Below are 22008 nucleotides of genomic sequence, written 5' to 3'. Positions count from 1 at the left end.
CAGGTCCAATGACGAAAAAAATCACCCTTCAGGACAGCTATCAAGCACAGGCACGGATTGCCGGGCGTATCCGGCGGACAGCCCTTGTGGACTCGCCCTTGCTCAGCAAGCTGAGCGGCGGGCAGGTCGCGCTGAAGCTGGAAAGTACACAGATCACCGGCAGTTTCAAACTGCGTGGCGCCACCAATGCGGTCATGTCGCTGACGGATGAACAGCGCGCGGCGGGGGTCGTGGGTGTCTCAACTGGCAATCATGGACGCGGGCTTGCCTATGCCGCCGCTCAGGCCGGAGTGCGCTGCATCATCTGCATGTCTGAATTAGTGCCGCAGAATAAGGTTGAAGGCATCAAATCCCACGGCGCCGAGGTCCGCATTGTGGGCCGATCGCAAGACGATGCGCAGGTCGAGGTCGACCGGCTGGTCGCCGAAGGTATGACCATGTTGCCGCCCTTTGATCACCGCGACATTATCGCTGGTCAGGGCACGGTTGCACTGGAATTGCTGGAACAGGCGCCGGATTTGGAAACCGTGCTGGTGCCCCTGTCCGGCGGCGGGCTGATTTCCGGCGTGGGCATCGTGCTGAAGTCTGCAAACCCGGATATCCGGGTGATCGGCATTACCATGGAACGTGGCGCAGCAATGTATGAATGTCTCAAGGTGGGCAAGCCGGTTCAGGTGGAGGAAAAAGCAACACTCGCCGATTCCCTGGGCGGCGGAATTGGGCTCGACAATGCCTATACCTTTGAAATGACCAAGGCTCTTGTCGATGAGGTGGTGCTGGTCTCGGAAGAGGAAATCGCGGCTGCCATCCGCCATGCCTATTTCGAAGAACGCCAGATCATCGAAGGCTCTGGAAGTGTCGGCATCGCCGCTCTGCTCGCGGGTAAGATAGAACACCCCGGCCATTGTGCTGCGCTGGTCAGCGGTCAGAACATCGACATGGGCCTGCACAAGCGCATCATCGACGGGGAAAACGTCGATGTAGAAACCGAAGCCAATGGAGGCGTAGATGCCTGACATCAAGATTCTGACCGAAGCGGAACTCCGCGATCTGGTGCCACTGGATGGTGACGCGGTGGATTGCGTCGAACAGGGCTTTACGACGCTTGCCGGAGGCAGAGTGGTGATGCCTCCGATCATGACGCTGCCGGTGCAGGATCACAATGGCGAGGTTTGTGTGAAAACCGCTTATGTGCCGGGGATCGATAGTTTTGCGATGAAGATGAGTCCGGGATTTTTCGACAATCCCAAGCTTGGTCTGCCAAGCACAACGGGGCTGATGGTGGTGTTTTCCAGCCGGACCGGCATTCTCGAGGCGCTGCTTCTGGACAATGGCTATCTCACGGATGTGCGTACCGCTGCCGCGGGGGCAGTTGCAGCCCGCCACCTTGCGCGGACGGACGCGTCGCATGTGTGCATCATCGGTGCCGGGGTGCAGTCGAAGATGCAACTCAAGGCCATGACCCTGGTGCGCGGGGTAAAAAGCGCCGTGATTTGGGCTCGGGACCAAGCCAAGGCTGAAACCGCAGCTTCCAGCGTGCGCCAGGACCTTGGAATTGATGTAACCGTTAGCTCGGACGTGGCCCATGCCGTCGCCTCGGCGGATATCGTTGTTACGACCACACCCGCAGCTGCGCCTGTGATTCAGGCAGAGTGGCTGCAGCCGGGGCAATTGGTTATTGCGATGGGATCCGATCAGGAGCACAAATGTGAGATTGAGCCAGCCTGCCTGACCAAGGCAGACCTGTACGTCCCCGACAGCCAAGCGCAGTGCGCCGTCAAGGGTGAGCTGCGCAGTGCCATCGAAGCCGGACTGATCTCCAAGGACCGAAGCTTTACCGAGTTGGGTGATGTCACTTCGGGCAAAGCCACCGGCCGCCAATCGGACAGTGATCTGATCATCGCCGATTTGACCGGTACCGGTGTTCAGGACACCGCCATCGCAACTCTTGCAGGCAACCGCGCAGATGCGGCGGGTGCCGGCTCCACTTTCTCCAGCTGATCAATCAGGAACCACGCATATGGCAGACCCCAAGCTGTATTTCTCCCGCGCTGAATACCAAGAGCGCCTGGATAAGACCCGAGAAGAAATGGCCCGCCGCGGTCTCGATCTTCTGATCGTCACCGACCCGTCCAACATGAACTGGCTGACCGGCTATGACGGCTGGTCTTTCTATGTGCATCAATGTGTGGTGCTGAGCATGGAAGGCGAGCCGATCTGGTATGGCCGTGGTCAGGATGCCAATGGTGCCCTGCGCACCTGTTTCATGGATCCTGCTAATATCATCGGCTACCCGGACCACTACGTGCAATCGACCGAACGCCACCCAATGGATTACCTGTCGGCGCAGCTGAAGGACCGTGGCCTGGACGGCGGCAATATCGGCGTTGAGATGGACAATTACTGGTTCACCGCCGCCGCCTATGCCTCGCTACAGAAACATCTGCCCAACGCTCGCTTTGGTGATGCCAACGCTTTGGTAAACTGGCAACGCGCGGTGAAATCCGAGGCCGAACTCACCTATATGCGCCAGGCTGGCAAGATCGTTGGGCGGATGCACAAGCGCATCTTTGACAAGATCGAGCCGGGCATTCGCAAGTGCGATCTGGCAGCCGAAATCTATGACGCAGGTCTTCGCTATGACGAGGATTTGGGCTTTGGCGGCGACTACCCCGCCATTGTGCCGTTGCTTCCTTCGGGGCCGGATGCCGCGGCTCCGCATCTGACCTGGGACGACCTGCCAATGAAATCCGGCGAAGGCACGTTCTTTGAAATCGCAGGTGTTGTGCACCGTTACCATTGCCCGCTGTCACGCACAGTCTTCCTCGGCAAGCCAACACAGACTTTTCTGGATGCGGAAAAAGCAGTTCTCGAAGGCATGGATGCAGGGTTGGAAATGGCCAGGGCAGGTAACACTTGCGAGGACATTGCCAAGGCATTCTTCAAGGTGCTTAAGAAATACGACATCGAGAAGGACAGCCGCACCGGTTACCCGATTGGCGTTTCTTACCCGCCGGATTGGGGTGAGCGCACCATGTCTTTGCGCCCCGGTGATACGACGGTGTTGGAAGAGAATATGACCTTCCATTTCATGACCGGCCTCTGGATGGAGGACTGGGGTTTCGAGATCACCGAAAGCATCCGCATCGGCGCGGACGGCCCGGAATGCCTGTCCAACGTGCCGCGCAAACTGCTGGTAAAGGACTAATCCATGAAGCCAAACCCGATCTCCCCCACCATTCCGCTTGATCAGGACGGGGTGCACCATGGTTTCCTGAAACTGCCCTACAGCCGCGATGACAGCGCTTGGGGGTCGGTGATGATCCCGCTGACTGTGATCAAGAACGGCGAGGGGCCGACCGCGCTTTTGACCGGTGCCAATCACGGCGATGAATACGAAGGCCCGATTGCCCTGCATGAGCTGGCCGCAACCACCGGCGCCGACGATGTGACCGGGCGGCTGATCATCGTGCCTGCCTTTAACTATCCGGCGTTCTGCGCTGGTACGCGCACTTCGCCCATAGACAAGGGCAATATGAACCGGTCCTTCCCGGGCCGCCCAGACGGCACAGTGACCGAAAAGATCGCAGACTATTTTCAGCGTGTACTGCTGCCGCTGGCGGATGTGGCGGTTGATTTCCACTCTGGTGGTAAAACGCTGGACTTCGTCCCCTTTGCCGCGGCGCATATCCTGGATGACAAAGCCACACAGGAGGCCTGCTTTGCGGCGATGAAGGCGTTCAACGCGCCCTATTCGGTGGAGCTATTGGAGATTGACAGTGCGGGCATGTATGACACCGCGGTTGAAGAGATGGGCAAAGTTCTGGTCACCACAGAGCTTGGCGGCGGCGGTTCATCCTCGGCGCGCAGCAATTCCATTGCCAAGAAGGGCCTGCGCAATGTGCTGATCCATTTCGGCATCCTGCAAGGTGAGATGCAGATTGATGAGACCGTGAGCCTGACGATGCCGGATGACGACTGCTTTTTGTTCAGCGAAGGCGACGGTCTTTACGAGGTGATGGCTGATCTGGGCGAGCCGGTCGCCAAGGGGGACCTGATCGCTCGCGTTTGGCCGTTGGATCGAACCGGGCAGCCGCCCGTGGAATACCGGGCCCTGCGTGCCGGGTTGGTGATCAGCCGCCATTTCCCCGGCCTGATCAAGTCCGGTGACTGCGTGGCGGTTGTCGGCGTCACCAGTGCCTGATAGGGCCCGTGCATGCAACTGGATCAGCGCGACCTCGACATTCTGCGCGTGCTCTCGACCGAGGGCCGCATCACCAAGGCCGCGCTGGCCGAGCGGATTGGCCTGTCGCCAACCCCCTGCTGGGACCGGCTGAAAAAGCTGGAACAGGCTGGGCTTATCGAAGGCTACGGCGCCCGGATCAACCTCAAGAAACTGGCGCCCCACGTGACCGTTTTCGTCGCAGCAGAGATCGCCGATCACACCGCCGCCAGTTTCCGTGCTTTTGAAGCGTCCATGCAGCGATACAGCGAAGTGATTGCCTGCTGGGCGCTTGGGGGTGGATTTGACTACCTTTTGCAGATCGTTACTCGAGATATCGACGCTTATCAGCGCCTGATCGATGAGATGCTGGACGCCCGCATCGGCCTTAGCCGTTACTTCACCTATGTGGTGACCAAGCCCGTGAAAGGAGCGGGCGTGCCGCCACTGGAAATTCTGCTTGGCAACGACTGATTAAGCGCGAAAGCACCCGAGCGGCAGCTATTTATTCTGCGCGACCATTTAACTTCAGTCACTTCCTCTGTTCTAAACCGTCAGTTTCCTCTGCAAGACGTGAGGAGGACAAACATGACAGAGACCGCTCTCTCTGCCCGTGCGGACATTGCCGACAAGGCCTTGGTGCGCTCATTTTCCTATATAAACGGCAAGTGGTGCGCAGCTGACAACGGCGAAACTTTCCCAGTCAGCGATCCGGCGGACGGCGCAGAACTGGGGCATACGGCGAGCCTATCAGCAGAAGAATCCTCTGCCGCAGTTGATGCAGCTCAGACTGCGTTTCCGGCATGGGCTGGTCTTTTGCCGCAAAAACGTTCCGCAATTCTGCGCCGCTGGTTCCAACTTCAGTTGGAACACAAAGAAGACCTTGCCCGCATCATGGTGCTGGAACAGGGCAAACCCTTGTCTGAAGCGCGCGGTGAAATCGACTATGGCGCGGCATTTGTGGAGTTCTACGCAGAAGAGGCTAAACGACCCAATATCGAAGGCGTAACCAGCCACTTGCCGAACGCCGAGGTGGAACTGTGGCGCGAGCCGATGGGAGTGGCGGCGCTGATCACGCCGTGGAACTTCCCCTCTGCCATGCTGACCCGCAAGGCCGCAGCGGCCCTAGCGGCGGGCTGCACGATTGTGGCGCATCCCTCAGGCGAAACCCCGTTTAGCGCCCTTGCACTGGCAGAACTGGCGGAACGCGCAGGCTTCCCGCCGGGTGTGTTCAACATCGTGACGGGCAAAGCTTCTACCGTGGTTGAGCCCTGGACTCGTGATACCCGGGTGCGGGCGCTGTCCTTCACCGGCTCGACCAATATCGGCAAGTTGCTTTACCGCCAGTCCGCAGACACCGTGAAACGGTTGGTGATGGAGTTGGGCGGCCACGCGCCGGTGATTGTTTTCAAAGGCTGCAATCTGGACAAAGCTGTGGATGAAGCCATCAAGGCCAAGTTCGCCACCTCCGGTCAGGACTGCCTTGGCGCCAACCGGATCTTTGTTGAGCGCCCGGTCTATGCTGAGTTTTGCGCGAGGTTCACAGAAGCCGCCAAAGCCCTGACAATCGGCAAGGGCATGGATGACCGCGACCTCGGTCCCTTGATGAACGAAAAGGCGGTGCAGAAACAGGAGGAGCATGTCGCGGATGCACTGGCCAAAGGTGCCAGACTGACCTGCGGCGGCAAGCGGCATCCACTGGGGCCGCTGTTCTATGAACCCACTGTTCTGACTGATGTGCCTGAGGGTGCTCTGATCATGTCTGAGGAGACATTCGGCCCCGTCGCCCCAATTACCGCCTTCGATACCGAAGAAGAAGTAATCGCCCGTGCCAACGACAGCGAATACGGATTGGTCGCCTATCTCCACAGCCATGATCCGCGCCGCATATACCGGCTGAGCCGCGCCCTGCAATACGGTATGGTGGCCGTCAATCGCACCAAAGTAACAGGTGCACCGATCCCGTTTGGTGGCACCAAGCAATCCGGCCTTGGCCGCGAAGGTGCGCGGCTAGGCATGGAAGAATTCACTGAGATTAAATACGTTTGCCGCGACTGGGCCTGAACCTCTCGCGGACGAGAAAGGAAGCAAAATGCTGAAGAATGATCAACTCGACCAGTGGGACCGCGAGAATTTTTTCCACCCCTCAACCCATCTGGCCCAGCACGCCCGCGGTGAAAGCCCGAACAGGGTGATCCAGACCGCATCCGGCGTCTTCATCGAAGACCGTGACGGCAACGAGCTGTTGGACGCCTTTGCCGGCCTTTACTGTGTGAACGTCGGCTATGGCCGGCAAGAGATCGCAGAGGCAATTGGCGAACAAGCTAAGGAGCTGGCCTATTACCACTCGTATGTGGGCCACGGCACCGAGGCGTCGATCACCTTGTCGAAAATGATCCTGGACCGCGCGCCGAAAAACATGTCCAAAGTTTACTTTGGCCTCGGTGGCTCGGACGCGAATGAAACCAATGTCAAATTGATATGGTACTACAACAACATCCTGGGTCGCCCGGAGAAAAAGAAAATCATCTCCCGCTGGCGCGGCTATCATGGTTCTGGGCTGGTCACCGGTTCGTTGACCGGGTTGGAGTTGTTCCATAAGAAGTTCGATCTGCCGGTAGAGCAGGTCATCCATACCGAAGCACCCTATTATTACCGCCGCGAAGATCTGGATCAGAGCGAGGAGCAGTTTGTGGCCCACTGTGCCGCCGAATTGGAAGCGCTAATTGAGCGCGAAGGTGCGGACACCATCGCGGCCTTCATCGGAGAGCCCGCTCTGGGCACCGGCGGTATCGTTCCGCCGCCTGCCGGCTACTGGGAGGCGATCCAGGCGGTTCTGAAAAAACACGACATCCTGCTGGTCGCTGATGAGGTCGTCACCGGTTTCGGGCGCCTTGGCTCCATGTTCGGCTCAGATCACTACGGGATCGAAGCGGACATCATCACCATCGCCAAGGGTCTTACATCGGCCTATGCGCCACTTTCGGGTTCCATTGTCTCCAACAAAGTCTGGAAAGTGCTGGAGCAGGGCACTGACGATAACGGCCCGATCGGACACGGCTGGACCTACTCAGCGCATCCGATCGGTGCCGCCGCCGGTATTGCCAATCTCAAGCTGATCGACGAGCTGAATCTGGTGCAGAACGCAGGTGAGACTGGGGCCTATCTGAACGCCGCCATGGCAGAGGCGCTATCGAGCCATGCTCACGTCGGTGACGTCCGCGGTGAGGGCATGCTGTGTGCGGTGGAATTTGTGAAGGACAAGAACAGACGTACCTTCTTTGATGCCGCAGACAAGATCGGTCCACTGATCTCGGCCAAGCTTTTGGAACAGGACAAGGTGATTGCCCGTGCAATGCCGCAGGGCGATATTCTGGGCTTTGCACCGCCGTTCTGCCTGAGCCGCGCAGAAGCAGATCAAGTGGTCGCCGCAACGGCGCGCGCAGTTCAGACTGTTTTGGGCTGACATCACTTCCCCGCTGAATAGCCGGGATAGTCCACTTTTTGCATGGGAATCAGCCGGCAGGCCTGTCGGCTGATCTTTCAAACCCATTCAACCAACGGTGGCACCTGTCGCTTCTTTTGGAAATGTTGGAACACCTGAAATCCGGTGTTGGAGTAAGCACGGTGAATTCATGCATTGCTTCGTATCACCATCAACGGAGGCAGCAAATGCTGCGGGCCGCACGAATGGCAGTAATACGAAAGCTGCACCGCAGCGTTACTCGTTTGGATGAAGGTCTCCTTTGGGCCGTCCTTAACGGAGCAAACGGATTCTCAGGCCCACATGCTGCATCCTCCCGATGGCAGCAACGAGCCCACTTTACCGAGCGAGCAATTGCAGCATTTAGCAGCCGCAGCCAAATCGCGTGAGAATGGTAGACCTAACCGGCCATTTATTCTCATCACAGGAAGTTCTGCATTTAGCCCAATGAAGGATGAGCATACGGACCACAGACGCCGGAAGAAAGGGTGTCAATAGATCGGCGGCCAGTCAGGCTCCAACAATCGAACCAGCCATATCAGACTACTTAAAGCCTTCCTCCCAGGATTATGTGTTCGATGCGCCAAATTGCGCCAGTTAGGAAGCGTGCGCAAATCCGGACACGTTCAGTCGAGTTTAGATCAGGGTGGGTCAGAACCCATGCTGGGATGAATTGCGGTTTAGCGTTGGCAAGGCGCATCAATCTAGGATCTGCGTCCGCCACGAAACAGGGCAGATATCCAAAGCCCAACCCCGCTTTCACGGCGCTAACCTGTGCCTGCATGTCAGATATAACGTGCTGAGTTTTGCAAGCTGAATAGGTCGACCCCTGCCGCCAGTGCGCCAGGACTTCCTTGCTCCCAAGAACAACCCACCGGGCGTCGGGATCTGGCCCGTCAAACTTATGCGTTTCGATGTATTCTGGTGTGGCGTAAATCAGGTTGGCTATATCCGGCAGTTTTTGGCAAACGAGGCCTGGGTCAGGGGTTTCCGAGAACCGGATCGCAATATCCGCATTGCGGCGCCTGAGATCGGCGACTTCGAACGTCGCATCCAAATCAATATCTATATCGGGATAGAGAGCCGTGAATTCGGCGAGAATGGGCATAAGCAGATGCTGTGCCAACAACGGGGGCACCGAAATGCGCACCGGCCCGGCCAGTTGGGCATCGCGGCCGAACACTTCCCGCTCCATGCTGATGATCTCGCTTTCCACACGTTCGGCCCGTTCCACCATGGCCTCGCCGATCTCGGTCAGGATGAAACCTTCCGGTTGGCGGATGAAGAGCTTGATCCCGATCTGTTCCTCCATGGCCTGCAAGCGTCGTGAAACGGTTGAATGGCTGACATTCAGCAATTTCGAGGCTGCCCGCACAGACCGTCCGCGCTGGACCGCGAGGAATATCCGGAGATCATCCCATTCAAATACCTTCATAACGACCTCCAGCAATTGGTGCAAAAATGGAACGAAGAAACGCAATAATAGCAAGTTCCGCATCATTTTCGAAGCCTCTATTCATGGCTGTCAACGAAACCCGCGTTTTCTACGCAATGCAGATGGAGAAAGACCATGAGCAACAACATCCTTGTCATTGGTGGCACCGGTAATATTGGAACCCCGCTTGTCGGTCTGTTGAAGGACAGTGCCGAAAACTACAAAGTACTGGCACGCAGCGATGAGAGCGCCGCAAGTCTTGCTGCCCAAAACGTGCCGACCATTCGCGGGGCATTGGGGGAGTGGTCCGGCATTGAGACCGCGCTTGGCGGCATTGATACGGTGTCCCTGCTCAGCAGCCCTTCGCCCGACATGCCCAACCTGCACAAGGGGTTGATTGATCGCGCCGTTTCCGCCGGTGTTCGTAAGATTGTCCGGCTTTCGGCGGAACCGGCCAACGATGCCGAAGGCCTGCCGATGTATGAAGATCATGCGGATGCGGATGCCTATCTGCAAGCAAGTGGGCTCGAGTATGTCATTCTCAGGCCGCATTACTTCATGCAGAACATTGTGGAGATGCATGCCGGCTATATGAAGAACAACGGAATGTTTGCGCAGTATCTGGGGAATGCGCGTATCCCGATGGTCGATACACGGGATGTTGCCAGGGCCGCGTTCATTGCTCTCACGTCGAATGAGTTCAATGGTGAAATCTACGAAATCACCGGCCCGCGTGCGATCAGCTACTATGATGTGGCGAAAGCTTTTTCCAATGCGCTTGGCAAGGACATCCAATATGTCAGCATGTCCTACGAAGAGCAAAAAGCGGGATTGGAAGCGCTTGGCCTCCCGGACATGATAACCACTACAGTAATGACCCTCTTCAAACGATGGGCGGACGCGGGTGAGCGGCCTGCAACCCAAGTGTTTGAAGAAATGACAGGGCAAATAGCGACCGACATCGACGTATTCGCCACTGACGCCGCTCAGCAATTCTGAAACTCGCACGCACACGAAATGGAGAAACAGACATGAAAGGCTTGCTACATAGCATCCTGTTCTTTCTGAGCGTCATTTTCACTGCGACAACAACCGTCGCTGCTGACGACACCAACGTGGTCCAGAAACACCTTGTTGGCACCTGGTTTGTTGAAGTGACAGGCGTGCTGCCCAATGGCGGGGCCTACCAAAACATCATGAATGTTGATGCCGATGGCACTGCTGACATTGTTGGGGGTTGGATGTTTGGTGCTGCTGGTGTGAAGTTCACCGACAGCCCTGCCAGCGTTACCAAGGTCGAAGGCAACAGTTTCGAAATCCGCATGTTTGCGTTTCTCGCGGACGCCGAGACGGGAGCCCCCAACGGAATGAACATCACCGTCTATCGAGGCGAAATTCTGGATGGTGCAGAATCGTTCAAAGCCGAAGCGGACCTCTACTACTTGCCTTACTCGGTGCAGCATTGTCCGGCCCCCGATACAGCCACGCTTGGCACCCCAGCCACGGTAGCGCAGGTGACCGGGTCAAAGCTCGCTTCGCCTGTATCCGTAAATTTCTGATCCGCGAGAACAGACAAAGCGCCCGGCGAAAAATTTCACTTTGCCGGGCGTGTCTATTTGGCGCCATTCTGTGAATGCCGGATGAACAGCTTGAGTGGTGTCATGCTGTGATATTGCCTTGGGTAGTAGATAATGATCGCTGAGAGCCGGGCTTGAAGCTCAGTCAGGACTTCGGTCTCGTCCAGACTTTGCGCTCGCAGCGAATGACCGCAAAGCAGGCTGCAGCCGCAGCATCTTGAATGGTCGATGAAAGGCAGCTTTGGGCCGTTCTTGATTCGTTGTGGAGGGCTTAAAGTGCCACAATCTCCTTTTGGGGGCGGCAGGGTTTGGATAATCTGAACGCCCTGAAATGTCAGAGTGAAGGTGCTGCGCTCCCTCTCGGGAAAACTAATTAGTTAGGGCCGCGTCCTCGATTTTAACGCCTATTTGCCAAGCTCCTGAGCCATCGTGATTTCCGTGCAAATGTATGCTGCTGCGAGAAGGCCACGCGGGGCTGCTTCTTCGGCCGATCGTTCAAGCAACTGTGCAAGCAGCGGAAGCTGTCGTGCCTCTGCACGTTTCGCGAGGTGACTCAGTGTCTCCGGATTCAGATGCCGACAGGTTTCAGCCAGGTGATTTAGAACCTCAGCGGCAAAGCCGGTCTGAGGCCTCGACGTCTTAGGGCCTTGAAACTGAAGAAAACTTCGCAATGCGCGCGCCTTGGCCTGCGACAATATACTTCGGTCACCAGAAGCCTGAAAATACAAGTCAACTGCCTTAATCCCGGATCCGTTAGGCTGTAACAGCGAAACAGGCCTGTGAACCAACTCTCCACTTTCTACGGAACTTTCGATCAACAGGGCAGAAGTAGCGGAAAACTGGGCATGTAAATTCTTGAGGTTTTCCATGTTCTGCGGTCGCGCCGACAGGTGAAGTATTGCGCCGGATTGGTCTTGAATCTGCCAGCTATATCGTTGGGAAACATCATCAAATAGCGGCTCTTTTATCGCAGTAGGCGCAATCAATGCCGGAACAGTAACCGCTCCACGCTTCAGACCGTTTTCGATCCGACCACGTAAGTGCACTCGTAGCGCAGTCCATTCACGGATCAGAGACATGCAGCTTTGCAGATCGTTCGAAGACACCGACCCTTTGACGCTGACCTGGGTCTTTTCAGAGGTCGAAAGCTGCCCATCCTGCGCCAAAAGGGGTTGGCTCAAAGTTACGGCCTTCCCAGAGAGTTCCGCAACTGATGACACACCCCAAAGCGGACTTTCATAAGCTCGGGAAGGTGTGAAGGTCCCATCCATACCGGCCCCACGGGCTAAAGTAGCAGTGTGGAATCTCCCCGTATCGGGGTTTAGAAGAAACACGGTCAGCCCTCGGGCCCCACTGATGGACGTCCATCCGGTTGACCCCAACACCCAAAGATCCATCGATTCTGCTGGTGCAAATTTACGCTTCGCCGCTCCTAAAAGGTCAACCTCATTCGGAGATTTTCTAAGCGCCTCAACTAACCCATAGGCATTTGCCAATGCGCCCAAAAACTGTCCCCCGTCAAACCGGATGTCGCCATTATATGCCCAACCTGCTTGTACCGACAATGACATCAACAGTGCAGTCAGGCGCGGGGCGGACTGCACCTTGGTCGAAATAGCCAAATCAAACAACCGCTCTTGTGCCAATGAAGGCGACCCGCGAAAAACCTGCGGAACAGCGGCCTCTATCGCATCCCTGGTCGCCTGTAATATGTCATCTGCAAGAGCAGGAGCTGTTTCGTTTCCAACTGCAAAAGCATCTCTCTTTACGCCAGCGCGATCTCTGATCGCTTGTGCTGCTGCAGCAATAGCCAACCGTTTTCGAGAAGTGGGCCCTTTGTAAAGTGCTGCGTTAAGCGACTGCCCCGCGACAAATGTAACCGTCGCCTCCGGCGCTGAGAATTTTATTGCAACATTCGAGCCGCGGTCTTCGACCTCAACCGATCCAGCGAGAACAAGCGCGCCGCTGTAATCGGCACCGGCAAACTTGCGAAGAACCGATGATCCTATTGCGGCAATATCCTCGACAGCCGTTGGTATTGGCCAAGCAGTTTCGATATCGGGGGTAGTTTCTTCACCTTCATGCGCAGCAAGTGCGTCTTGGCTATCTGTTCCCTGTTGGTTCAAGCGCTCTCGCAAGGCCAACATTGCAGTCAGGATATGGCTGCATACTCCCGGAGCCGGGCAGTCGCACGTCGCCTGCTGGGGTCCGGCCCTGGGTATTGAGACCTTATGGTCACCCACTTCTACATCTGCACTGCCCTCGTCAATTTGCGTGATAAGCGCGTCGCCGACGGTTTTGGACGCCCGGCGCAACAGGCCCTTGCTTGCCAAAGCGACCAGAGCATCATCATCGAATGACGCAATCAGGTTGAGCAAGCTCACCGCATCACCTCGGCCAACCACAGCGCAAGACGGTCAGGTGTCATTGCAGCGATATTCATTCCCAACCCGGCGAGCCGTTCGGCAATCTGCCTGTCCATATAGGGATCACCCAGATCATCCAGTGCGGATAACCCGATCATCCTGACCTGCGCTTCCCTCATGCGGGCGACTGCACGACAGAGCCTGCGGGGGCTGGAACCTTCAGCGAAATCCGAGATTAGAACAAAGACTGTGCGCTCAGGTGTCTCGACAAAACGCTCGCAGTATTCAACCGCTCGTCCTATGTCTGTTCCGCCCCCCAATTGAACGGATAACAGAGTTTCAAGGGGATCGGTCAGGCGATCCGTGACGTCCAGGATTGATGTGTCGAACAAGACCATAGAAACGTTCACACCCGGCAGGCCTGACAAAATCGCTGCCATTACAGCTGAATGGATAATGCTGTCGGTCATTGACCCTGATTGATCTACACACAGGACTACGGACCAAGGCAATCGCCGACGTTCACGTGACACAAAGCGTAAATCGTCTGCGATAATCCGGCCGCTTTCGGGGTCAAAGTTCTTCAAGTTTCGCCGTAATGTTCCACGCCAGTCGAAATTCGCAGCCGACGCCACATGGGATCGCTTGAACGGATTGCGACGGCCTGAAAAAGCACGCTGTACGTCTGACTTAAGCCGTCGCAGAATATCCTGAATGACCGCATCCGCCACCTGACGCAATTTCTCTTTTATTTCCGGTTTGGCGCGACCGTGAAAACTAAGCAGGGTTTTCAGCAGGTCCTGATTGGGTTCAAGGTTTTCGAGCGTCTTGGGGTCATCCAACAAATCGGACAAACCATAGCGATCCAGCGCATGATCTTGAAGCACCTCGAAGACGGTTTGTGGGAACAGCTTTCGAGCTTCTCCCAGCCAGTCCAGGGCTTTCATCTGCGTGGGGTCGAGCGAACCGGGTCCGGTTGGCCGGTGAAGGCCACGCTTTTGGTATTCGCGGCCATATAGGTAATCCAGTGCCTGATCCGCGCGCGCATCCGCTCCCGAAAGTGCGCCCATCTGCCGTTCGGCATAGCGCCCAAGGGCAAGGCGCCAACGACGTTTGATGCTGTTTGGATCCTGTTCGGTCATCCTGTTTCTCCGAGGATCCATTCTTCAAGCCCATCAGCCCGAATTTCCTTACGCAAGGCGGTGTCTATCGACATGCCCGTCGCGGCCTCTTCGGCACTGACTTCGTGATAGTGCGCAGTAAATTCCGCGGCACTTCCACCATGTCGACGCGTCAGCGCTGCTGCGACCTGATCAGCTTCGCGCGGAGACAGAGCGGATAGGGCAAGCCTCAAATGAGGCAGGATTTCGAGGAAGTCATCATCTGGCAGACCTGCCAGAAACTCGTCCAACGAGCCGAGAACACCAGATACGGTCCACAACAGCGTTGGAGCAACCGACAGGACCCCGCGCAACCCTGCCAGACGGGTCGGCAGGTTCGGTGTGCTACCCCTCATCTGCGCGGACAACAGCTCTGCCAAAGAAGTGCCAGATTTGCGACCGGCCTCTACCCCGATTGCAACAATTGCGCCTAAAAGTGCGGGATCGGGATCACTCAGTTCCACTCGGTCAAGTGCGGCGTCGAACAACGGTCCATCAAAAGCCTCTGCCCCGGGACCACGCATCAGTTCCGCTAGCATGCGCAACGCGTCCAGACAGGGAGGAACGGCTTCGTCTCGCATACCTGCAAGATCGTCACACAAGTAAATCATCCGCGCAAACACTTGCTGCATCACCGGTTCAATCTCTAATGCTTCATGCAGAGAAAGAGGCCCGCGTGATGTTTCGATTGCGTGCAGGTCAACCATGGCGCGCGCCGCATCGGGGAAGTCAGCCGACCGGGTGATCGCGCCTCCGATTTCAGACAGGAAGTCCGAGAGGTCAGTGCCCAGACCTGCCAACAGACCCTGTTTGAACAGTCCGACCAGGGCTTCAAGGTTGTCTGCGCGACCCTCTTCCGCCAATGCATGTCGATAGGAAAATAGTTTGCCCATGCATGCAGCCGTTACAGTGTCGCCATAAACCGCCGCCTCGATCAGCCGGCCCTCGACACCAGGCGACCAGGCATAATCCCAGTGTTCGAACAGCAGCCCGGTCTGAACCGAGTTTAGAAAGTCCGGGCCACCGTTTCTTGTGGCAAACCCGGTATCCAGCAGCGCCATTGCATGGGCAAACCTTGATGCAGCAAGATGGGCTGGTTTCCGACGAATATCCAAAGAGCGCTCGCGCCGTTGCCCATCTGAAATGTCAAAGCGGAATCGTCGCGCCTGCGCCCGTGCATCCGCCACGACAGGAGGCTGGCCGGCTTCTTCGCTGACTTCACCTAAGGCACTCCCGCGCAGGAACAGTGTAAAGCGTTCGCGCCATACGTCCGCACTGCTGGCTTCGCCTTTCAACAGTGCCGAAGTGACCCCGTCAAAGAGATCATGCCGCAGGGCCCCAGGCCGGCCACGCAGCCGAGCAAGGCTATCGGCGGTACGTAACAGTTCCACCTGGGCGGGAACGGAAACACCGTTCCCTGTTTTTCTCAAATGCTGCGCAAAATCAGCTGTGACTGCATGTGCCAAAGACGCCCAGTCTGGTCTGGAGCTCCGCGCCTCGGCATGATCCCACAAGGCTTGATAATAGGCCGGTTGCGGCAGCCCTGCGCCGTAGCCCATGAGTGCATCCAACTCTTTGTACCCGTATCGGATCAGATACGAGGACGCCTCAGATTTGTCAGCGGCGCGGGTCCTTTTTGCGGTGCAGGTAGGGTCCAGCAGTGGTCCCGCGTGAAACCCTCCGATCACGCAGATCACAGGGCCCTTTTCCACTCCTTCTGCCAAAGCATCGCGCAAACAGGCGGCCATATATTCTTCACGCTGAGGATCAGTTCCCGCGATAATCTCGTCCTGAGGCGTCGCAGCACGCAAAGCCGCACAGTAGGCCCCAACGTCGCCCAGAAAGCCGCGCCAGTCGTCCTCACCCAGACGGGTCTCAAACAAGTGATCCCAAAGTTCATATCCATCGCGGCATCCAAGCCGGTTAGACAGGGCTTGCACATAGTCACCACTGTCAAATCCCTGTTCTTGCACTAAAGCGCGCGGACCTGTGTCACTCGGGTCGCTCGCCATCATTTTAGCGTCAGACCCCAAGTCGATGAAACGTAAATCTGCGCCGATCGCGGCCCCTTCACGTAAGGCCACCCATTCCGGTGAATGAACACAAAAAGGGTAATAGGCCGCCAAACGTGGTCCTGATTTCTGATCCAGAAGGCTGGCTGCAGCCACTGGCGGAACAGTATCCGGGTCCAACAAATGCGGGATCAGGTGGGCCAAATCATGGGGGGCTTCGATAAGAACCCGAGAGGGTTTGAGTTCGCGTATCATTGAACGCACAGCCCAAGCACAGGCCGGGGAGTGATGACGGATCGGTGCCAGATAAAGCCCAGCCTCGGGTTGGAATAGACCCTTGTGTACCTGATGAATCAGAGCTTCGCCCTGCATGTTCAGCCCTTGCGCCAGCGGTCAAACATCATCTTTAGCAGCCTTGTGAAAGGACGCCCAAGCCTTGCTTTTTCGGCCACGCGCACGCGCGATCGTATCCACATAAGCGCGCAGTTTTCGGGCATCCTCGGCGTCATCTTTGAAAACAACACCACGCAGTTGCCGCGCCACATGCGCACCTGTCGGATTTTCGCCCGACAAAAATGCAGCGTCCAACAAGGCGCCATGTGCCACGTTCACGGCCTCGGCCGTGGACATGACGGATTTAGGTTGCGCCACAACGGCACCATCCTCGGCACGTCCGGTGCGAAGGTCGCGAAACACTGACACCACCACGTCCAGCACATCTTCGGGCATATCGGTCTGGAAGTCATACTCTGACATGCGTTCTGCAACCTGGAGCGAAATCAGCTCTTTTTCGAACGCAGCGTCCGCGATCGGCGCGACAGTTTCGAAATTGAACCGGCGTTTTAGCGCGCTGGACATTTCGTTCACCCCCAAATCTCGGAGGTTAGCCGTAGCGATAACATTAAAACCACGCTCCGCCCGGACTTCGCGACCAGATCCTAATTCAGGCAGCGCGATGGTTTTTTCGGAAAGAAGTGAAATCATCGCGTCCTGCACCTCAGGAGCGCAACGGGTCAGTTCTTCGATCCGGGCTATTCTGCCTTCCTTCATCGCAGTCAGAACCGGAGACGGGATCAGAGCTCGTTCGCTGGGTCCCTCGGCCAGCAACAACGCATAATTCCAGCCATACCGCAGATGATCTTCGATGATCCCGGCGCTGCCCTGAACCACAAGCCCCGAAGTTCCGCCGATCGCCGCAGACAGAAGTTCTGACAGCAAAGATTTGGCTGTCCCGGGTTCGCCCACCAGCATCAATCCCTGATGACCCATCAACGCCACGATGCAGCGGTCCACCAAAGGATCGTCGCCAAAAAACTTGCGGCTGACGTCCAATTCCTTGTCGCCCAGAATAAAGCGTCGCACTGCCCGGGGCGAAAGTGCCCAGCCCGCTGGCTTCGGGTCTTTGTCTGCTTGTTTCAGGCGAGCGAGCTCGTCTTGATAACGTTGTTCCGCAGGCAGCTTCTGAGGATTGTCAGCAGTCGGTGTTAAATCCATGGCATCTTCTTTTCCCAATCGGGATCAAAGCTGCCTTTGGCAACCATCTCCCGATAGTCATTCCAGCATTCGGACAGCAGTACCGGCGGCACGTCGGCCAGAGGCACTGCACGTCCACGGCGTCCTGACCCGTGCAGTTTGACGAATTCCAGATGCATCTGGGCTGCGGCGACGTTTTCTTCGGGAAGACAATTACCCGAAAACTCGATCACAGCACAAAGACCGGCACTGCGGAATGTTTTGACGTATTCGTTGAAGTACCCACCATCTAAAGCTTCGCCGCGCTCATAACCGAGGCGCGTACTGGAACCGCGAAAGGTGAACGTGTCCGTGACCCAACCCAAACGGTCTTCGATCCGGGTCGCTTTACCCATCTCTTTATTAAGTGCCAGAAGTTCGCGACCAAATTGGGCAAACAGAGGCTTCACCTCATAATCAGCCAAATGTTCGCCCCAGGCTTTGGCATTGCTTTCCGTCAGCAAGGCCCCATGCGCGATGCGAATGGAATGAAGTCTCCCGGGGTCTACTTCGTTGTCTTCAGCACCCACATAGTCGCCCTCGGCGGTTGGACGAAAGGCCGTCACAATCTCACCGGCTTCGTCTTCGCCAAGCCAGATGACCCGTTCTGTCAGCCGCCCCATCAGAGGATGATCGCGAAAGTCGCGCATCCAGTCCGCCACAGGCCAACGCCGTTCCGCGCACAACGCTTCGTAAAGGCGTTCGCCTTGCAGACTGACCACCTGCTTCAGTTCACGCTTTGACGCCGAAAGTTGTTTTTTGCTGGCTTTAGTGTTGTCATCATCGCCCGACGGCAAACCCTTGATCTGCTTCCCGTCGGGGTTGCAGACAACAAGCTTGAACTGGTCATCCATACGGGCTGAGTACGGCTTTTCTTCAGATCCGACTGGCAAATCCAGCACGCCATCTTCATTCAGACCTGCTGTTGGAATAGTCCGGTCAGCGAGTTCATCCATGCTCCAGTCCCGGGACTCGGCCACGGCTTCGATCAACTGTCCAGCATGAGCCTGCACACCCTTCTGTTTCAGTCTGGTGGCTGCGGAAATCACAATCTGCAGCGACAGCGGATCACCCTTGGCGGCCAGCAGATCTAGAAGGGATGAGGCCTGAGATGTGCGTGATCCATGCTGCTTGAGGTAAGTCCGAACTGAAGCTGCCGCATGGGCTGGGTCGACATGTTTAGTCAACGCCAGAACACCTTTGGTCGCCGCCCCCGAGTTCAGGTACTGGCTTTTGAAACCGTTGTATAATTCACGGAAAGCCTGCTCGCGGGTATAGTCTTTGATCCATCGCTTCATGCTCTTCCAATTCTGGTCGGCATGTTTCTCGGCATGGGCATTGGCTTCTTCATCACCTGGGCGAACGGTGTCATAGTTGATCCAGGCGTCGAAGATCCAGGTGGACAGGGCGCGCGCACTTTCGGGCGCAAGCTGATCCAGGTAGATGTCAAACAACGTATTGCCACCGGGTTGCTTCAGCTTGTTGGCCAGAAAAACCCAGGCCTTAATGACGTCCGCAGGGACTTTCTGGCCGCCTTTGTACTTCAGTGCGGGGAAGTGATCGCCGATCACCCAGTCCAGTTTGTCGAACTTGGCCTTTTTCAGAACCTTTTCCGCTTCTACCAATAGCGCCTTAGGACCTACATAGTCCGTCAACTCAACACCCAAACGCGACAGCGCCGTGAGAATGGCCGCCTTGGCAAGGTCAGATTTTTCTTTTTTCAACCGCGCCTTAAGCGGCTTGATCGCTGCCCGAACGCCAAGATCGGCAAGCCACTCCGCCGCACCCGATCGGACATCCTGCCGCGTGTCCTCCAACAAGGCAATGGCGCGATCTTCCAATCCCGGAGCACCCTCCAACATCGCGCGCGCTTCTGCGCGACCTGATTTTGTTGTTCCAGTTGCGACTTCAAGTAACGGGCCATAATACCGCTGTGGTGTCTTGGGCAATAGGCGCAGGAACTGAATGGCACGAATCTTGCGAGGTGCTGGTTCACCCGCTGGGCGCAAACCGAATGCTTCGTCAAATATGTCAAAGCTCTCTGCCAACAAGGGCCACAGTGCATCCCGGTTCAGGTCGGCGACATCATAGTTTCCCCATTCCCGACCCAGCTCGCCGCGGATCAGGTCGCCCGGTTCGGCATTACGCGTCTTACGATTGCTCCAGGGGCCGGATTGAATCTCTCCCATATCGGCATTCAAAGTTTCCAACGTCCGGTAATCAGCATCAGCACCGTTGACATAACGCACTAAAAAGGCGTGTGTTGCACCCCAACCCTGCAAATGAAACGCCCCATAGAAATTGCGTTCAGCCGCCGTTACGAAACACAGCGCGCGATCCGGCGACATCCGTGACAGGGCTTCGACCGTCCACTTGTCCCGAGCGGTAAAGTTCAGGAATTGCCACATAGCCGAATGGCCTTCACGGCCTGCAGCTTCCGGCGGCCCATTGAACAGTTTGATGATTTGCCCGGCCATGGACGATTTTAGTTTGGGCTCAACGTATTTGTATTTTCCCTTGCGAGCCTCATTTCGTCGGTCAATCTCGGCGTTTTCCTTGGCAATAATGTCCGCGAGTTTCTTTTGGTCTTCAGCTCCGAAAACAAATTCGGGCTCTTTGGACAGCGGGCGCAGCGGCGGTATCTCTACTCGGCTTCCATCAAGCGCAAGGTATCCGGTTTCGTCGCCTGTACCCTCCTCGACCGCTTGTGTCGCTTCTTCGACGGTCAGAGCACTTTCGATGGCGGCTTTGATGCGCGCTGTTTTTTCTGACTGAAGATGCGTTCGAAGAAGATCAAACCCGGCCTCTGACCTGAGTCCTGCAAGCAGATCGACCATTGCCGCTCGTACCGTGGCCGTGCCGCTTTCCAGCTTGTCACGAGCGATTGGCAAAAGCTGTTCTTCTTGCAATGTCATCATCGTCTGAACAGCCTCATGACGCACCGACTTTGCACCGTCGGCCGACATCTCGACCAAAAAGCTCTTCGTCTCATCGTCGCCGAACATATCCCATTTGCGCATCTGGCTGATCAAAAGCACTTTACCACCCGCAGCCATGCGCCGACCCGCAATCAGCAGTTCGGATTTGTACTTATCCGCCAAAGTCGCGAAATCAAAAATGTCGATCAAACGACGGATGTCGTCACAGCTGTTCCATCGACCGTCGTCGTTAAACAAAATGTCGAAAAGGTTTTCGAGCCCGGTATCATTTGCCGCGCAAATTTCTGCGCAAAATTCCGGTGTCAGCACACATGACTTGGCCTCAATCATCTCGCGCGGCCAGCGGTTCGTGGATTTGACCAGCCCCATGCCCGCCTCTGTAAATAGGATCCGCAGAGACAGAGGCACATGTTTTGATCCAGCCAGATAATCCTGTTCATTGCCGATCGCTGCGGCAAGCACTTCTCCGTAACGCGCCAACAAGACCGCATCCTTCGCGCTGCGCGCGATGTAATGTCTTCTCGCTAGATCACCGGGATTATTTGAGTACCTGCTATCCAAACCGAGCGTTTTCGCAGCGTCGAGGTTCGCCAAAGTGGAGAGGACGCTTCCGTCCGTACCTGTAATGGCATAGCTTGCGGCCTTGTCGCCCAACCCTTTCTGCAGACTGGAAAGCCTTCTTAAATCCTTAGAAACTGGGCTGGCGGTTGCGGGAATCTTAAGCAGGTTTGAAAAAATAGCGCGCAAAGGTGAACCTCAACAAAAGAAATTACAAAGTTGATAAAAGCCAATCTGGCCAAGCCCAATCTTCAATTGAGCCACGAATGCTTTATACGGACAAAAAGTGGCAAAAAAACAGCGGCCGGGATGTAGCTGGTCGAGCCAATTGTATCTTTCAGAGACCTACCTCTCCCGCTGACGAAGACGATTTGTTTTTGGATAATCTCAAGACATCCTTGGGCCAGTCGTAAAATAACGGGCGCAATGTTGCCAATTGCGTTAGTTAAACCAACCTCAGATTTTTGCGCTCGCAGCGAACGGCAGGTTAAACGGGCCGCGTCGCAACATCGGTGGGCAAAGCTCAATGGCAGCAAAGGGCCGCCTACGAAGGCGACCCCTTGGCACTAAATCTCAATGGCTTCGGCGATGGCCAAGGCATCCTCTAGTTCGACGCCGAGATACTGGACTGTACTGTCCATCTTGGTATGACCTAGTAAGAGCTGGACCGCTCTGAGGTTGCCGGTTTTCTTGTAGATTTGGGTGACTTTCGTGCGCCTCATTGAATGGGTTCCATATGCACT

The 22008-nt window shown here is 56.3% G+C and carries 15 protein-coding genes and 1 pseudogene; 9 read left to right on the top strand and 7 right to left on the bottom strand.

Annotated elements, in window-relative coordinates:
• Window positions 1–8 precede the first annotated feature (8 nt).
• From eutB to ABLN94_RS23640, 7 genes are all read left to right on the top strand, one after another.
• Window positions 9–1016 carry a hydroxyectoine utilization dehydratase EutB gene (gene eutB / locus ABLN94_RS23670; RefSeq protein ID WP_352997047.1) on the top strand — a complete coding sequence of 336 codons (1008 nt, stop codon included), beginning with the start codon at window positions 9–11 and terminating at the stop codon, window positions 1014–1016.
• Entirely contained in the window at window positions 1009–2001 is a 993-nt protein-coding gene (gene eutC / locus ABLN94_RS23665) for an ectoine utilization protein EutC (RefSeq protein ID WP_352997045.1), read from the top strand. The genes eutB and eutC overlap by 8 nt, the downstream gene beginning before the upstream one ends.
• Before the next feature lie 19 nt (window positions 2002–2020).
• Window positions 2021–3208 carry an ectoine hydrolase DoeA gene (doeA, locus tag ABLN94_RS23660; protein ID WP_352997043.1) on the top strand — a complete coding sequence of 396 codons (1188 nt, stop codon included), beginning with the start codon at window positions 2021–2023 and terminating at the stop codon, window positions 3206–3208.
• 3 nt (window positions 3209–3211) lie between these two features.
• Window positions 3212–4204, top strand: coding sequence for a N(2)-acetyl-L-2,4-diaminobutanoate deacetylase DoeB (doeB, locus tag ABLN94_RS23655; protein ID WP_352997041.1), 993 nt, complete (start codon window positions 3212–3214; stop codon window positions 4202–4204).
• A 12-nt stretch (window positions 4205–4216) separates the two neighbouring features.
• Entirely contained in the window at window positions 4217–4696 is a 480-nt protein-coding gene (locus tag ABLN94_RS23650) for an Lrp/AsnC family transcriptional regulator (RefSeq protein WP_352997039.1), read from the top strand.
• A gap of 114 nt (window positions 4697–4810) precedes the next feature.
• The gene (locus ABLN94_RS23645) at window positions 4811–6286 is read left to right on the top strand and encodes an NAD-dependent succinate-semialdehyde dehydrogenase (RefSeq protein ID WP_352997037.1); all 1476 of its coding nucleotides are present in this window, start codon (window positions 4811–4813) and stop codon (window positions 6284–6286) included.
• A 28-nt stretch (window positions 6287–6314) separates the two neighbouring features.
• Complete coding sequence (locus tag ABLN94_RS23640; protein ID WP_352997035.1) at window positions 6315–7688, top strand: aspartate aminotransferase family protein; 1374 nt, start codon at window positions 6315–6317, stop codon at window positions 7686–7688.
• A gap of 565 nt (window positions 7689–8253) precedes the next feature.
• On the opposite strand, the gene ABLN94_RS23635 is transcribed toward ABLN94_RS23640, so the two are convergent.
• Window positions 8254–9141 (bottom strand): LysR family transcriptional regulator, encoded by an 888-nt coding sequence (locus ABLN94_RS23635; protein ID WP_352997033.1) that lies wholly within the window; start codon window positions 9139–9141, stop codon window positions 8254–8256.
• 135 nt (window positions 9142–9276) lie between these two features.
• Here ABLN94_RS23635 and ABLN94_RS23630 point away from each other — a divergent pair, with 135 nt between their 5' ends.
• Window positions 9277–10140: an NmrA family NAD(P)-binding protein gene (locus tag ABLN94_RS23630; RefSeq protein ID WP_352997032.1), complete on the top strand. Its 864-nt coding sequence runs from the start codon at window positions 9277–9279 to the stop codon at window positions 10138–10140.
• Between the two features lie 32 nt (window positions 10141–10172).
• Window positions 10173–10700, top strand: a complete 528-nt coding sequence (locus tag ABLN94_RS23625; RefSeq protein ID WP_352997030.1) for a hypothetical protein — start codon at window positions 10173–10175, stop codon at window positions 10698–10700.
• Window positions 10701–11122: 422 nt separating this feature from the next.
• Here the strand turns inward: ABLN94_RS23625 and ABLN94_RS23620 are convergent, their stop codons facing one another.
• From ABLN94_RS23620 to ABLN94_RS23595, 6 genes and pseudogenes are all read right to left on the bottom strand, one after another.
• Window positions 11123–13102, bottom strand: a complete 1980-nt coding sequence (locus tag ABLN94_RS23620) for a hypothetical protein (RefSeq protein ID WP_352997028.1) — start codon at window positions 13100–13102, stop codon at window positions 11123–11125.
• A complete protein-coding gene (locus tag ABLN94_RS23615) occupies window positions 13099–14226 on the bottom strand; it encodes a VWA domain-containing protein (protein ID WP_352997026.1) in 1128 nt (375 codons plus the stop codon). Before ABLN94_RS23615 ends, ABLN94_RS23620 begins: the two co-directional genes overlap by 4 nt.
• On the bottom strand, window positions 14223–16628 hold the full coding sequence (locus ABLN94_RS23610; RefSeq protein ID WP_352997024.1) for a DUF5682 family protein: 2406 nt from the start codon (window positions 16626–16628) through the stop codon (window positions 14223–14225). The genes ABLN94_RS23615 and ABLN94_RS23610 overlap by 4 nt, the downstream gene beginning before the upstream one ends.
• A 21-nt stretch (window positions 16629–16649) precedes the next feature.
• Window positions 16650–17750 (bottom strand): ATP-binding protein, encoded by a 1101-nt coding sequence (locus tag ABLN94_RS23605; protein WP_352997022.1) that lies wholly within the window; start codon window positions 17748–17750, stop codon window positions 16650–16652.
• A complete protein-coding gene (locus tag ABLN94_RS23600; RefSeq protein WP_352997020.1) occupies window positions 17741–21187 on the bottom strand; it encodes a DUF4132 domain-containing protein in 3447 nt (1148 codons plus the stop codon). Before ABLN94_RS23600 ends, ABLN94_RS23605 begins: the two co-directional genes overlap by 10 nt.
• A gap of 644 nt (window positions 21188–21831) precedes the next feature.
• Window positions 21832–22008, bottom strand: a pseudogene (locus ABLN94_RS23595) (integrase); the annotation flags it as partial.

Origin of the sequence: Ruegeria sp. SCP11 (assembly GCF_040329455.1) — a bacterium.
In the GTDB taxonomy this organism is placed as follows: domain Bacteria; phylum Pseudomonadota; class Alphaproteobacteria; order Rhodobacterales; family Rhodobacteraceae; genus Ruegeria; species Ruegeria atlantica_E.
This window is presented reverse-complemented; position numbering and strand designations above follow the sequence as displayed.